This is a genomic window from Bacillus tuaregi (genome assembly GCF_900104575.1).
Taxonomy (GTDB): domain Bacteria; phylum Bacillota; class Bacilli; order Bacillales; family Cytobacillaceae; genus Bacillus_BD; species Bacillus_BD tuaregi.
The window spans coordinates 264,839-279,674 of sequence record NZ_LT629730.1 but is presented as its reverse complement, the minus strand read 5'-3'; the positions used below and the strand labels follow the sequence as shown (position 1 = coordinate 279,674).

Genomic DNA, 14,836 nt, shown 5'->3' with positions numbered 1-14,836 from the left:
TCTAATTCCCTCCATTCACAGGCTTCCATTGAACCAATGTCACTTCTTCATCAACCTTTTCAAATACTGCTTCCATTTCCATGCCAACTTTTACTTGTGTTGGGTCCATTCCAACCGTATTGCCCAGGAATCTGACTCCGTCTCCAACATCCACCACAACAAGAGCATATGGAACTTGATCATTAAAATAGGGATAAAAGGACCGATGAACAATATTAAATGTGTAAATAACTCCTTTTGTCCCTACCTCAACCCACCTGACTTCAGAACCGGGTTCATACGGTGATATAAATCTTGGCGGCCAAATTTTCTTTCTGGTAGCGGTACATTCCTGGACAAACAACTTACCTTCTCTTGTTCCTTCCCAAAAAGGCTTATATAAGTTCCAATCACGTGACCAATCTGAGTCCCTATTTGGCAACGGTCTAATCACTTGCATTTCTACTTGACTCATATTTCATTCCCTCTTTCCGTTTTTATCCATCCTTTAATTGTGCAAAATGGCAATCGATCCATCACCCATATCACCATATCCAGTTACTAATCCTATTTTTGCATCTTGTACCTGTGCGGCACCTGCTTCGCCTCTTAATTGATGGACTGCTTCAACCACATGATTAATCCCTACGATATGCGCCTGTGATAATAAGCCGCCATGCGTATTAATCGGTAATTGTCCGCCATAGGTAATTCGACCATTTTTGACAAACTCAGGTGCTTCTCCTCTTTCACAAAAGCCCATTTCTTCAATTTGTCGTAATACGATAAACGTAAAACAGTCATAGATTTCAGCAAAATCAATCTCATCTCTTGAAATTCCAGCCATTTCAAAGGCCCTTGGTGCAGCATATTTAATCCCCATGTCCAATATATCCGGGCGAGTTGGCATATCATCAGGCTGATTCGCATGTCCTTCCGCAATTCCGGCAATAAAGATAGGCTTTTTGAAACGGTGGGCGTTGCGTTTAGACGTGACAATCACGGCTCCAGCTCCATCTACCTCTAAAGAGCAATCGAATAATCGAAAAGGATTCACCAGCATCGGAGAGTTTTGATAGTCTTCTTCTGTCATAACTCTGCCTTTCATATAGGCTTTGCTATTATTGTGAGCATGCTCTCGGCAGGTCATAGCTACAATTTGCATCCCAACTGGGTCTGGATTATATTCATGGAACCAGCGGTTAGCATGTAGGGAGAAATATTGCATTGGAACCATTAGCCCGTATGGATATTCCATATTATCGCGATACTCCGGATTTGGCATAATCGTATTATTAAAATCTAGTATTCTAGGATCTGTCCCTCCTAATCTCGGTCCAGAGAAACCTTTTTGACCAGTCGTGACAACCACGTATTCTGCTACACCATGCTCAACAGCAAGAGCAGCTTGCTGGATTGCTGCAACGGCACTTGCGCCCCCCATTTCGCTTCTACCGCTGAATTTAAGTTCTCTAATACCCAATCCAGCAACTAAATCTTCACAGCGGACATTATATCTCCATGGATTTATGACACCATCTATTTCAGAAGGATGAATTCCAGCATCCTGACATGCGTTTACAGCTGCTTCCGTTAATAATTGAGTTAATGACTTTTCTGTCCCTCTGACGTAGTCCGTTTCACCTACCCCGACTATGCAAACCTGATCACTTAATGAACGTCTCATCCTTCATTCCCCTTTACATTTAAATGAAATCTTTATATTAATGTTGTTACTAATCATTTCTGAAAATAATTCAGAAAATTAAATCTATATCTATATCTTATTAATATAAGGAACCTGAAACAATTTACGATTAGGTAGGGAAAATTCATATTTACAGCAGAAAAGTATAGTTTTTAAGGTATATTTTTAGAACATTCAATCTAATTATGATATTATTGTAATCAAACATTTAGAAGTTAGGAGGGTGGAAAATGGCGATAGAAGCAAACACCATTACCTTGATTGATCTATTTAAAGTAAAACCTGAGAAAGGAAACTTTCTTCAATCTCATCGAATGTTTTTTTCGAGCGCAGATGCTTGGGGATCGTTAATTAAAGATTTAGTTTTAGCCTTAGGAATAGAAAGAGCCAAGCTCTTTTTATTACGTTATGGATATCAATGCGGACGGCATGAAGCCTTAATGCTGAAGGAAATGTTTAATTGGAAAAACAAAAAGGAATGGATTATGGGTGGAGTGATGATGCACGCCCTTTCCGGACGAACAACTACCATTCCCATTAAAGTTGATATTGATCCTGAAAATCAAGTATTTGACGTGGAAGGATTATGGAAGAATTCTTATGAGGCACAACAATACTTACAGCATTTTCCTATCCACTCTGAATCTGTTTGCTATTTTCTTGCTGGATATGGTAGCGGCTACTGCAGCACAGCAGTGGGCAAAAAAGTAGTGTTTAAAGAAGTTGAATGTATCGGAAAAGGGGACCCGCATTGTCGTTTCATCGGAAAAACAATAGACCTTTGGGGAGATGAAATTCCACCTGAATTGGTTGATTATGAGCGAGAAGATATTAGGGATGAACTCGATCAAGCACATCAACGAATCGAAAGACAGAGTGAGATATTAAAAAGAGGAAATTTATTAAGTAACCAATTAACCGAAATTGTCTTACAGGGAAAAGGGTTTGACTCCATCACCCAGACACTAGGGCGCAGCTTGAAATGTGGAATTGTCATATCCAATAAGGATTTTGAAACTTTGTCAGAATATGGAGATTTACTAGATTACTCCTTAAAAAACATAATCAAGAACAAAGAAATTCTTCACCCATCAGACGAGAATAAAATCAATGAAATGTTAAAACAGCAAACCACTACTATACAATTGAATTATTTATCAGAACAGGGATTTTCCCATTATCCACTCATCACACCAATCATCGTTCAAAACCGTGTGTACGGTTATATTTCAATCATTAAAACCTCAAAAGAAATGGAAGAACTGGAGTCCTCTTTTGCCGAGCGCGCTGCAAATATTTGTGCCCTTCATATTTTAAATGAAAAAACCGCCATTGACACTGAGCAGCGAATGAAAGGTGAACTACTGGACGAAGTCTTATTGAGACCAAATTTAGATTCCAACATCACGAATAAACTATCCTTACTAGGCTATAAGATTAACAAGCCACATTATGTATTTATTTTCAACCTACAAAATCAATCCTTTGATTTGCATGTTGATGAATTTGTAAATGATGAAAAGGAAGTGATTATGAACATTCTTCGCAAATATTCATCATCTGTTGCCGAAGAGAATATATTAATATCACACTCGTTTGGTCAGATACAAGCACTTATTTCCGTTGATTTATTAAAAGCTTGTAAGTTGAGTGAAAAGAAATTTGGATTAACCATTTTAAGTGAAGTGAATAGAAAATTGCCTTCAGCACAGCTGCTTATTGGAATAAGCAATATTTGCCCAAGTATTCATAAAACACACGAAGGATATAAACAGGCTAAAAAGGCACTAGAAATTGCCCAAATTAATAAGTTAAAGAAGCAAGTATGCTTATTCTCGGCGATTGGACATATCTCTATTTTATTAGATGCCCGAAATCCAGAAGAATTAGAGAATTATGCTGATAATATTTTAGGCTCTATTTTTGAATACGACATACAGAAATCCTCTGAACTATTAAAGACCCTTTATTTTTATTTAAATAATGAATGTAATCTGCATAAAACCGCCCGCTACCTTAACTTATCTATTGGTGGAATGCGTTACCGGCTAGCGAATTTAAAAGAACGATTTAACATCGATATGATGGATTCTGCTACACGGCGTGAAGTACAAATGGCTTTAGATATATATGTCGCATTAGGAAAACTGCCTGACAGTTTATTAGAGCAAGTAGATACATTATACTCTTGAAATCTGTAAAAAAGGTCCTTCATCGATTTGATGAAGGACCTTTTTTAGGATTTATTAAGTAAATATTAAACTATAAACAAATTTATTGTAGTTTTACATCTTTCATAGAATCAATAATTATACCACTTTCGTTGTCTATAATTACTGACTCAGTATTTGAATAATTTTTTAGTTTGCTTGTACCGATAAAGCCAAGAATAGACACAATAGCAATATAAAACCCAATAGCCCAGATCGTCCCGGTTGCTTGTATCAAATAGGTGCAGACCATTGGGGCAATACCGCCTGCAAAGATAGCAGGGATTTGAGTCCCTAATGAAGCACCACTATAACGTAATCGAGATGGGAATGCCTGTGAAGCTAAAGCTGGTAGAGCGCCCGTCATCGTACAGAAAGGAATCATTGAAATGAGCATCGCTGCAACTATTAGAGAAGACACACCTGTATCAACTAAACCTACAAATACAAATCCCCAAACAAAAGTAGCGAAAATCCCTATCATATAAAGGCGTTTAATGCCAACTTTATCAGAGAGATAGCCAAATAGAGGAATAAATAGGCATAGTAGAAAACTCGCTACAGTATTGGCATTGACCATAAAGGACGAACTGACGTTATAATGATTGATACTGTAATTAATTAAGAATGTGGTATAGATAGCAAACGGCGTATGTTCAGCTAGTTTAGCTAACCCAGTATACAATACCTGTTTAGGATATTTTTTCATCACATCAACAATGGGAAATTTTGAAACGACCTCTCCCTCTTGAACCTTACGAAAAGATGGTGTTTCCGTAATTTTCGCACGAATAATGAGCCCTGCAACTAATAACAATAAACTTCCTAAGAAAGGAATTCTCCATCCCCATGTATAAAAACTGTCACCTGCAAGAGCCATACTTAATCCTACAACAGCGGATGAAAGAAGCATGCCAGCCCCGACTCCCGCATTTGGAATGCTTGCCATAAGTCCTTGCTGTTTTTTCTTTCCCCATTCCATTGATAATAAAATGGAGCCTGCCCATTCTCCTCCAACTCCTACTCCTTGTATTAATCTCATTAAAACGAGAAGAATTGGAGCCCATATTCCAATCGTATTGTAGCTCGGGATTAATCCCATTGCTGCGCTGCTCACCCCCATCATCCATAAAGTAACAATCAATGCATTCTTTCGTCCAATTTTATCACCAAAATGTCCGAAAATAATGGCACCAACTGGCCTTGCTAAGAAACCCGTTGCAAAGGTCGCAAATGATAGAATCGTTGCAATAAATGGATCGGAATTAGGAAAGAATAGTTTAGGAAACACTACAGCAGATGCTGTAGCATAAAGTGAAAAGTCATACCATTCAATAATCGCCCCAGATGTAGACCCAATTAAAGCCCTTCTGGCCATTTTCTTGTCTGAAATCTCATTAGTACTTACGCTAGACATAATTCGCACCTCCGTTGTATTCATACATTTGTAGACAAGGTTTCATGTTTTACTACACTTGAATGACTTTTTCATTTTTTATAAAAATATCCGATTAAGAGATATATTTACAACTTTCCTACTACAAAAATAGTAATAAGTAATTATACAGAATTTTAGGTATATTGTATCCAGCTGTTTCTGTAGGAAAAACTATATTTTTCTGTATTATTAAGTTAGAAAAGCTCGAATCTCCCACTTCAAAAAAATATTATGAACACTGTATACTTAACGAAATCATATTTTTTAATATTCCGAATACTTAATCGAAAATATTACTTGTTACTTGAGAATATATACCTTCGTTCTTTTATCGTTAATCTAAAATCCATCCCAAAACACCAAAGTGTGACAAACCTATGAAGATGCATCTTTCATTTCTTTAATTTCCTGTAATACTGATTGATTAACAGTTTGTTGGTTGATAAAATTATGATTGTGAAATATATAACAAAAGGATAGGAGGCTACCTTCAGAATCGGATATTGTTTTTTCATCGAATTCTATTTACGCAAATTGTGGTACTAACCTTATTTGTCAAGATTATGTAAGTCCTGATTTATTCTTCTTCCGCCAAACTAATATTTTTGTAGCAAAGGTATTATTGCCGTTCAATAATCTGTCTAGAAATTCCTATTAAATTTATATGGATGGAGCCATTTTGAATGATCACAAGACGACATTACATAATCAGCACAAAAACACAAGCCTTCTTTCCGCATTTTGAACACACCTTGGTTTTGCAGGATTGTGAACCCTTTATTGTTAAGCAATCTTCTGCTAAAATCATGAAGGCTTCTTTCCACTACTTTGGAATTAACCCCATAGATGCCATCCAAACAGCTCGAAAAATCCTAATGAAGAATGGTACAATCCCAATAGTCTTATCAGCAGAGCAAAACCTGATTTTCATCTGCTGCAAAGCATTAAATCATGACGGTCTTGTCTGGCTAAACAACTCACATATCCAAAAAGTCCAACCGTATAGAATCAATAAAGCTACTGTATTTTTGACGAACGGTTATTCCATTCACGTTGATAGTAAAGCTGATGCCCTTCAAGAGCAGCGAAGAATGGCGGTTAATCTTGGCAACTCATATATAAATCAATCCAGTAGACAAGAAGCTAAAACGAAGTATTACTTCTATGACCATAAGAATGAAATCGCTCTTGCATTGGAGGATGGTCAGCTGAAATATATCGTGAAATGGAATAAGAAGGATGATGAGGATTTGGATATGGTATTGGATTAATCGAAAAGGCAGTGAAGGATAACCTCTGACTACGTTATCCTTCACTGCCTTTATTTGTTGGTCGTTGATGGAAGGAAGCAAGAAAACATCCCCGCTTCCTCATTGTGCCCCTGCCAAGGAAGTTTATTTTATCATATAGTCTAATACGTGCTCAAGAGGCTTTGAACTTCTTATTACTACTTAATCTTTACAAAACTCAAACGGGAAGCCATGATAATGTACAATAATAAGAGAAGGAAAGGAGTCATGATATTGATATGGGGATGAATATGTCAGATCAGATTTTACAAGGAAAGACGGCGATTATTACAGGAGCAAACAGTGGAATTGGCTTTGAAGCTGCGAAGGATTTTGCTCGTAAAGGTGCTCGAGTGATGATGGCAGTCAGAAATATTGAAAAAGGAAATGGCGCTCGGGAACAAATCCTTCAGGAGGTTCCGCAAGCAATGATTGAAGTGCTGAAAATTGATATGGCAGACCTTGCGAGCATCAGGGATTTCGCTAATACAGTCAAAAATCACTTGGATTCTCTCGATTTATTAATCAATAATGCTGGCGTCATGATGCCTGCTTATGCCAAAACAAGGGATGGCTTCGAGCTGCAATTTGGTAGCAACCACCTCGGCCACTTTGCTTTAACAGGACAGCTGCTTCCATTACTAAAGCATACAGCAGATTCACGTGTCGTGACTGTCAGCAGTCTTGCCCATAAAGGCTCGAAAATTCTATTCAATAACCTGGACGGCTCTATGGGCTACAAGAAGTTTCAATTTTACGGGCAAAGCAAGCTAGCTAATCTGATGTTTGCCAGAGAATTAGACAAGCGCTTGAAGGCGGCCGGCTTGGAGACGAAAAGTCTCGCCTGTCATCCGGGCATTTCAGCGACCAATCTATTCAAGTTTGGAAAACAGGACGCCCCCCATTTTCTGATCGGCCTGGCGGGCAAGTTCCTACAGCCGGCTGATATGGGTGCACTTCCCACCATCTATGCTGCAACCCACCAAACACTTAAAGGTGGCGAATATATCGGGCCTAATGGTAAAGGCCGCCGCAGAGGCTATCCTGCCTTGGATACTCCCCATCCAGTTGCAAATGACGAAACGGTTATCACAAGGCTTTGGGACGTATCGGAAAAGCTGACTGGTGTTACTTACGATTTCTCGTAATAAAGGGGAAGACGGACCATTCTTTTCCCCCATTCTGAGGTGAATCCGTCTTACTATTTGATTGATACATTTCTTAAGCTTCAGACAGATTAATGCTAAAACCCCTGTTTTCTATGATACGAAACGGCGGTTCATGATATTTAGAGTAAAACTTCTTCGAATGATGTGTACCGCTCTGTCGATCGAATGGTATTAATTATATTGATTTTCATGAATGGTATAATAGCTTTTAATCAGGTTATACGCTGCATTCGTAATCGCTTCTGGCAAAGTGGCACCCATTCCACTTACATCATCAAAATAAACCTCCGATGCCCCGTTTGTCCGATAACTAACGCCGAACATTTCAAGCTTTTTCACAATTACCATGGCATGCTCAATGAATTTCTCTGGTTTATAGTAGGACTCATGAACAAAGGAATCCTTTTCAACATCATACCAGCTATTCTTTCCATACGGTTTCCAGCCTAGAATTTCACGTACGATTGTATCTTTTTTGTTCATCTCCACTTACCTCTTTTCTGTCATTTTGTTAGGATAATCTCTTTTTACCGTTGTTATATAACAATAAAATATTATGGTTCAATTATATAACAGAGTTGTGATGATTGACTACTATTTTCAAAAAATTTTTTCTATATTGGATGAGGCTCAAGTCGTTTGCTTCCCAAGACAAGTGGGACAACACTTTGCCATTACGCTAAATAGCAATTTCTCCTTTTCTATCCAATAGAATGAACGAACCAGTTAAGCGCAAAAAAAGAAGCAAAGGGATCTCCCCCCTGCTTCGTCCTTTTTATTTAGTTAGTTTGATGGCTTGATATTTTGTGATATATTCGTCAAGTGTTTGACTTAATGCTATCGTTCTCATGCTAGCAAGTCCTTCTTGCATGCCAGCTTGGATCATTTTTTCACGGATTGAATCAATAGTATTGATTAAATCTTTTTTTTCATCATGATTGAACTTAACTAACATGACACTAGCCCCTTTACAGAATTAGTTAGTAAGATAGTTTTTTCTCATATATAAGTTAAATATAAGTGCAATTTACATATATTCAAATCTCAAAGTACTTCGTTTCTATTAAATTATCATAAAATAGTTTCGAATGAAGGCGAATCTTGTATGCAAAAGAAATAAATATCCCAACAATTCCTGCAAATTATCTACAATTTTCTACATTTTTCACCAAACGTAGCATTTTATTAATAAAATAGTGTCAAGAACAACAAAAAGACAAATGTCTGCCATCTGTCTTTTTATTGTTCCTAACTTCCTTATCAAGCTAAGGCACTGATTTTTGAACGTTCTTTTTTACCGTGAAGGAAAAAGTAAAGGGCAGTAGAAGCTAACACAACAATACCGAGAATTTCGTATAAGGTTCCATAGCTTGTGTAAGGAATGAAGAACCCGAGCACATAAGGACCAAACCCAAGTCCTGCATCAAGAAAGATAAAGAAAGTGGATGTGGCCAAGCCCATACGATGTGGCGGGGTCAGCTTCACTGCAATAGCCTGCGTGCAAGACTGCATATTACCAAATCCAAGACCAATCAGAATACCGGACAGTAATAAGGTCAAGCTGTTATGGGCCGAACCTAAAAGAAGCATGCCAACTGTGAAAAGAATAAAGGCTGGATACATCACGTAGTTAGCACCCTTCACATCCATTAAACGGCCTGTGAATGGTCTTGAGATTAAGATAGCAATCGAATAGACAAGAAAAAAGAAGCTGGCTGCACTAACTAGATCAATTTCAATGGCATAGAAATTAATAAAGGACAGCACACTCGAATAGCAGAAGGAGACAACTAGCGTAATTAAGGCAATGGGAACAGCCTTGAGTTCAATAAAATTGGATAGCTTGAAGCCACTTTTTTCAGTGGTTTTTGTCATCTCCAAGGTAGGAACATATACAAAGAAGGCTGTTATTAAACCAATAATCCCCAGTGTTAGACAAAAACTGAATATCATTTGCATGCTTGTATTCTGACTCATATAAAGCCCAATGAATGGTCCGATGGCTGTTGCTAAGGTTGCACTCATGCTGAAATAGCCAATTCCTTCCCCTTTTCGCTCTGCCGGAATAATCTGAGCGACAATGGTTCCGGTTGCTGTGCTCGCGATTCCGAGCGTAATACCATGTAGTAAACGAGTAATAAGCAAAAAGGTAATCCCTATTTGGATAAAATAGAAGGCTATAGCCATAGTATATAAAATGAGACCCATGAATAGAATTCTCTTACGACCGACTGTATCAATGAAACGGCCGACAGCTAGGCGCCCGATTAAGGCTCCTACGATAAATATACCTGTTACAAGCCCTGCCTGACTCGCAGTTGCTTGATATTCATTGACCGCATAAATGCCAATAATGACGATTAATAAATAAAAAACCAAAGTTAACAAAAAGTTAATACTGGAGACGATGATAAAATCCTTCGTCCATAATTTAGGCTTCCCCACGTAGACTCTCCTCTCGTTTCATAAGATTCTCTTTTATTTTTGGCAGCGTCTGGAACGTGATGAGCTGTTCATCCTGTGCTACGCCATTCATCACCTCATGCTCCAAATCCGTTATTTTCACTCTCAAAGCTTGATAGACTTCTTCACCTTGCTCGGTTAATTGAATCAATTTTTCACGTCGGTCCTTACCAGGGATTTGCTTTATCATGTGTAGCTCCTCCAATCGGTGTACCCTTCTTGTAATAGTTGGCTTTTCGACATGATAATAAGCTGAAATATCCACTAATGTGGACGGACCATTATTTTTCAAATAGAACATAACCTGCCATAAAGAATGTGAAAGCTCATAGGAACTCATTAATTCGTTCAAAGCCGTGATAAGCGGCCGATAAAGACTTAAATATCGCTGTAGAAACCCCTGCATTTTCTTCACCTCTATAAAAGTTACCCTAGGTAATAGTTATTAAAGGTAACTATAATCCTTCTCTAATGGAATGTCAAAAGAAATGCCCTTCAGATGATTTTTCGCAGTATCCATTTTCTGATTTCAAGCCAATGTATTCAATCGTATAAAACGAAAAAACGAGCATGGATTAGTACCCTCGCTCGTTTTACCTTATTGTATTCTTAATGAATCAAATTCGCCCGTCGAATTTGCGTCCGGATTTTTATCGAGCTTGCTCGATAAACTACCTTAAGGAATCCGTGACATCCGCCGGAGGCTTAACTTCATTCAGCCGGGGTTTGTACCCCCACTGAATCGAAGTACCATTTGCATTCATCCCCACTTATAGAAGTGGAGGACTTACGCTGAATGAAGTTGAACTAGCTCGATTAGCTCTGGATTAAACCCCTTCACGGCTCGCTCACCCACAACCGTAACAGGAACTCCTAAGAAGCCGTATTTCTCCACTTCCCTTTTATATTCCTCATTTTCGGTAATATCCCTGGCCTCAAAAGGAATACCTTCCGCGGTCAGCATTTGTTTGACAATACTGCACTCGACACAATCATCCATTGTATAGACAATGACAGGTTGATTCATGTTTATTCTCCTCATCCTTCCCTCAACTATTACCTTCCTTATCACTATACCATTGCAGCTGCTGAATCCCACAATAATAAGGGAGCATGAAAATCGTCCATCTACATAAAAATGGAATGTTCGTACAGAATAATAAATCAACAGATATTATTGTAAGGATTGGTTTTATGCCCCAAACTTTTTGGAGTCATACAGTTTGGTTTATCCTATTAGGAATCGCAACTCTAATGCAATTAGGTTTTATTTTAAAAAAAGCATCAGATAAACGGCATGCGATGGCATTATTTTTGGTTACGTCTGGTGTGACGTTTACTGTGGAAGTCATAATCTATTGTTTTTTTCGGGTATATGATTATTACCCGATGATTTTTCCACATTCACCGATTGACGATGGACTAGCCGGAAATTTATTTTCTCAGTTTTCCCTATCCGCAACCGCAATGGTTATTTCCGTCTATAATCTTAAATATCGTTGGATGGTTGTGTTTGCAGGCATATACTTTCTTATTGAAGAATTATTTCTCCACCTTGGGATTTATAAGCAAAACTTCTACAGCACCTGGGTCACCAGCGCAGCACTATTGTCGTTATTATTTCCTGTAACGAAGGCAATCTATAAGCGCAAGACTGTTTATACAAAAAAAACATTGCTGCGATATTATTTTATGTTTCTTGGACTATACACTTTACATATGCCTACTGCACTATGGATTCAAATATTAACGGGGATTATGAAGCCTAATACGGAATTACTTTCGGGTGATTTGCAGAGCTATTCTCTGGTATCTCTCTTGAATTTGCTTATTCTTTCTGTTGTATGTACCTTCGTCTATTTTTCAAAGATTCATCTCCTATGGAAAATACTGCTTACCATTGCGCTTTATGCATTCCTTTATCTAGCTAAACAATACCAAATCATGTATATCAAAGAAGACTGGTTTATTCCCTTTGCTACAATTGATATTTTTGCGATGTATTTGTACATATATATCATGAACAGACTGATGACAAATCCTTATACGCTAGTTCATTGACGGAAGCTAAAAAATCCTGCTGTGTATTTTTGCGTCCACTGCAGGATTTTTTTAGCCTATTGATTAATCTTTATACATTTCAGCTGCCTGTTGACCCGCTAATCTTCCAGAGGTAATCGCCCAGCCTTGTGCAGCCCCACCATAAGAGACATACGGAACCTTGTTCGAGAAGAGAACACCCATAGAATCCTGTCCTACAGCATAGACGTTTTCCATGACAGAGCCGTCTGTTTTTAATACATTATAGTTTTCGTCGATATTTAATCCGGCTGCCGTTGCATAAGCATAAGGAGCTCCAAGTACAGCTGTGTACGGCCCCTGCTCCAAAGCTGTCATCATAGCAGGATCTTTTCCAAATGGATCTTGTGCTGTTCCGGCAGCATATGAATTATAGTCTGCAACTGCTTTTTTCAAATTAGCTCCATCAATGCCAAGCTTTTCTGCTAATTCATCTAATGTGTCCGCTGTCACAACAATTCCATAGTCACTTCCAACTGTTAGAATTTTATCTAGGTCAGCAATCGGTGTATTAGCCTCTGGAAGCTTGCCACCTTGGTTTAAGAACATTGGTGCAGTCGGCGACTTCATTCCGATTTCTTTAAAGCTATTTAACTGTGTGTCATTATAAATAGCGTAGTAGGTATCTCCGCCTTTATAGGAATCGAACGCAATATTTCCTGCTTCATTCATATATCGAGCGCCATCAGTTCCGACAATCATTGATTCTCCTGTTAATACTAACGAAGATAAGACTGCTTTTTGGTCAGCTGTTAATTCATCGCCCTTAATGATTGTCTTTGTCTGTGCAATATGAACCATGGCATCCATATCAATATTATAGGCGTCAGCCCCAATATCCATGGCCATGTTGATACCATCACCATCGTCGACTGTCCAAGCAATCGTGTTATAGTCATCATTTTCACCTAAGAATTTCTTCTTCATCTCAGAATTACCGATAAATCCGCCTGTGCCAATAATGACAGAGTCACCATATACTTCATATACAGTTCCATCATAGAATTTCGCGCGAACCCCTGTGACTTTATCTCCTTCTGTAATTAGCTCCTCTGCCGTTAGCTCAAGCATATAATCATTTTTGTCATTATAGGATTTGGCTTTATTGACAGCGTTTGTAAAGTAATCCGTCTTATTTCCGGCATAATAAGCCCAGACCGGCCACATTTTTGGATGGAAGAAAGGTTTGATTTCAAGGAATTCAAATCGATATTTATCCATCAGCCAGTCCATTGTTTCACCAGACTCGTAAACGAAATTACGGACAATTTCTTCCTTAGCATCTCCCTGCGTATAGGCAATCCAGTCCTCTAGCAGCTCTTCTTCTTCAACAAATTTGGCCCCGTTATTTTGCGACTGAACCTTGGACTCTGGGTTAATGGCCATGGCTCCTGATACTGTCGCAGATTGACCACCAATTTTTGCAGCCGTTTCGATTCCAAACACGGTTGCACCCTTTTCAGCAGCACTGACATATGCCATTGAACCAGATCCTCCCAAACCAACAACAATAACATCATAGCCTTCCAATTTCACTACATCCGTCTTTTTTTCAACTGGCGTATACCATTGGGAGGAGTCACCGCCATTTCTATCAATCGCCTGTGCAACAGCAGCCTTTATTCCATTTGAGGTAACCGTTGCCCCTGAGATGGCTTCAACAGCAAGCGATTGATTTTCTATGATTCGCGGAATAAGATTATCAAATGCAGTATCTGCAATATTGGTTGCACCGGATTGACCTGTTACTTCATCAGATTCGGCATGGTCTGCAACCTCAATCGCAGAAATTTTATTATCCTTTAATGTCACTTTGATGCTTAGTGGCTTTACAACACTCATGCCGGCAGCCTTATACACACCTTCAGAATCAGTAATTGCCTTTTTCTCATTTGGGTCAATGCCCCGAGCTTGATTAAAAACGTCACTGACGGCCGCTTTAATAGCAGTGGATGTAACAGTTGCTGATGAAACCACTTCAATTGAACCGGCATCCAAATCGTCAATACTTTCTCCGATAAGCTTATCTAATGCCAACTGTATTGCTTCAATGGCTTTGCTACCAATACCCTCTGTTTCACTGTCCCCTGTTACTGTTATTCTTTTTACAGCTCCATCCTTGATAGTCATTTCTACTTCAATATCACCCCCAAAGCCTGCTTTGGTTGCCTTGTATTGTTCGTCCTTATTCGATGAACCGCCACTTGACCCTGAGCAGGCTGCTGTTCCAAATAGAATGAGGACACTTAAACACAAGAATAGTAGTTTTTTCATCATCTTCACCTTCTTGCCCTAGTATTTTGGTATAAAAAAATGGAGTTTCAACTGTGAACAGCCAAGAAATGACAGATGTTTGTTTTTTTGACTCTCCCCCTTCAAAAAATCATAGACCTTCAATAATATGTATATTGATTCACAATATTATTTTAGCATGTCCCTATAGTCCCTTAACCGAACGAAATGTGAGCAATTTAAGAGGATATTTTGAATTATTTTATTAG

At 38.5% G+C, this 14,836-nt stretch carries 13 protein-coding genes; 4 read left to right on the top strand and 9 right to left on the bottom strand.

Annotated elements, in window-relative coordinates:
- Position 1: 1 nt before the first annotated feature.
- Both BQ5321_RS01940 and BQ5321_RS01935 read right to left on the bottom strand, forming a co-directional pair.
- The gene (locus tag BQ5321_RS01940; protein WP_071392941.1) at positions 2-454 is read right to left on the bottom strand and encodes a Zn-ribbon domain-containing OB-fold protein; all 453 of its coding nucleotides are present in this window, start codon (positions 452-454) and stop codon (positions 2-4) included.
- 33 nt (positions 455-487) lie between these two features.
- Positions 488-1,666, bottom strand: a complete 1,179-nt coding sequence (locus BQ5321_RS01935; RefSeq protein WP_071392940.1) for a thiolase family protein — start codon at positions 1,664-1,666, stop codon at positions 488-490.
- A gap of 251 nt (positions 1,667-1,917) precedes the next feature.
- Here BQ5321_RS01935 and BQ5321_RS01930 point away from each other — a divergent pair, with 251 nt between their 5' ends.
- Positions 1,918-3,879, top strand: coding sequence for a XylR N-terminal domain-containing protein (locus BQ5321_RS01930; RefSeq protein ID WP_071392939.1), 1,962 nt, complete (start codon positions 1,918-1,920; stop codon positions 3,877-3,879).
- An 82-nt stretch (positions 3,880-3,961) separates the two neighbouring features.
- Here BQ5321_RS01930 and BQ5321_RS01925 read toward each other — a convergent pair whose 3' ends face one another.
- A complete protein-coding gene (locus BQ5321_RS01925) occupies positions 3,962-5,314 on the bottom strand; it encodes an MFS transporter (RefSeq protein WP_071392938.1) in 1,353 nt (450 codons plus the stop codon).
- Positions 5,315-6,018: 704 nt separating this feature from the next.
- Between BQ5321_RS01925 and BQ5321_RS01920 the strand changes: the two genes are divergently transcribed.
- Entirely contained in the window at positions 6,019-6,606 is a 588-nt protein-coding gene (locus BQ5321_RS01920) for a competence protein ComK (RefSeq protein WP_071392937.1), read from the top strand.
- Positions 6,607-6,875: 269 nt separating this feature from the next.
- Positions 6,876-7,772 (top strand): oxidoreductase, encoded by an 897-nt coding sequence (locus tag BQ5321_RS01915; RefSeq protein ID WP_139187745.1) that lies wholly within the window; start codon positions 6,876-6,878, stop codon positions 7,770-7,772.
- A 192-nt stretch (positions 7,773-7,964) separates the two neighbouring features.
- On the opposite strand, the gene BQ5321_RS01910 is transcribed toward BQ5321_RS01915, so the two are convergent.
- The 5 genes from BQ5321_RS01910 to BQ5321_RS01890 all read right to left on the bottom strand — a co-directional run bounded on the left by BQ5321_RS01910 (position 7,965) and on the right by BQ5321_RS01890 (position 11,283).
- Positions 7,965-8,276 (bottom strand): BC1872 family protein, encoded by a 312-nt coding sequence (locus BQ5321_RS01910; protein ID WP_071392935.1) that lies wholly within the window; start codon positions 8,274-8,276, stop codon positions 7,965-7,967.
- Positions 8,277-8,568: 292 nt separating this feature from the next.
- The gene (locus BQ5321_RS01905; RefSeq protein ID WP_071392934.1) at positions 8,569-8,748 is read right to left on the bottom strand and encodes an aspartyl-phosphate phosphatase Spo0E family protein; all 180 of its coding nucleotides are present in this window, start codon (positions 8,746-8,748) and stop codon (positions 8,569-8,571) included.
- A gap of 305 nt (positions 8,749-9,053) precedes the next feature.
- Positions 9,054-10,238, bottom strand: coding sequence for an MFS transporter (locus BQ5321_RS01900; protein WP_071392933.1), 1,185 nt, complete (start codon positions 10,236-10,238; stop codon positions 9,054-9,056).
- The gene (locus tag BQ5321_RS01895; protein WP_071392932.1) at positions 10,225-10,662 is read right to left on the bottom strand and encodes a MarR family winged helix-turn-helix transcriptional regulator; all 438 of its coding nucleotides are present in this window, start codon (positions 10,660-10,662) and stop codon (positions 10,225-10,227) included. The genes BQ5321_RS01900 and BQ5321_RS01895 overlap by 14 nt, the downstream gene beginning before the upstream one ends.
- A gap of 381 nt (positions 10,663-11,043) precedes the next feature.
- A complete protein-coding gene (locus tag BQ5321_RS01890) occupies positions 11,044-11,283 on the bottom strand; it encodes a glutaredoxin family protein (protein WP_071392931.1) in 240 nt (79 codons plus the stop codon).
- Positions 11,284-11,369: 86 nt separating this feature from the next.
- Here BQ5321_RS01890 and BQ5321_RS01885 point away from each other — a divergent pair, with 86 nt between their 5' ends.
- Positions 11,370-12,317: a hypothetical protein gene (locus BQ5321_RS01885; RefSeq protein ID WP_084786600.1), complete on the top strand. Its 948-nt coding sequence runs from the start codon at positions 11,370-11,372 to the stop codon at positions 12,315-12,317.
- 63 nt (positions 12,318-12,380) lie between these two features.
- Here the strand turns inward: BQ5321_RS01885 and BQ5321_RS01880 are convergent, their stop codons facing one another.
- Positions 12,381-14,612 carry an FAD-binding protein gene (locus BQ5321_RS01880; protein ID WP_084786599.1) on the bottom strand — a complete coding sequence of 744 codons (2,232 nt, stop codon included), beginning with the start codon at positions 14,610-14,612 and terminating at the stop codon, positions 12,381-12,383.
- Positions 14,613-14,836: the final 224 nt, after the last annotated feature.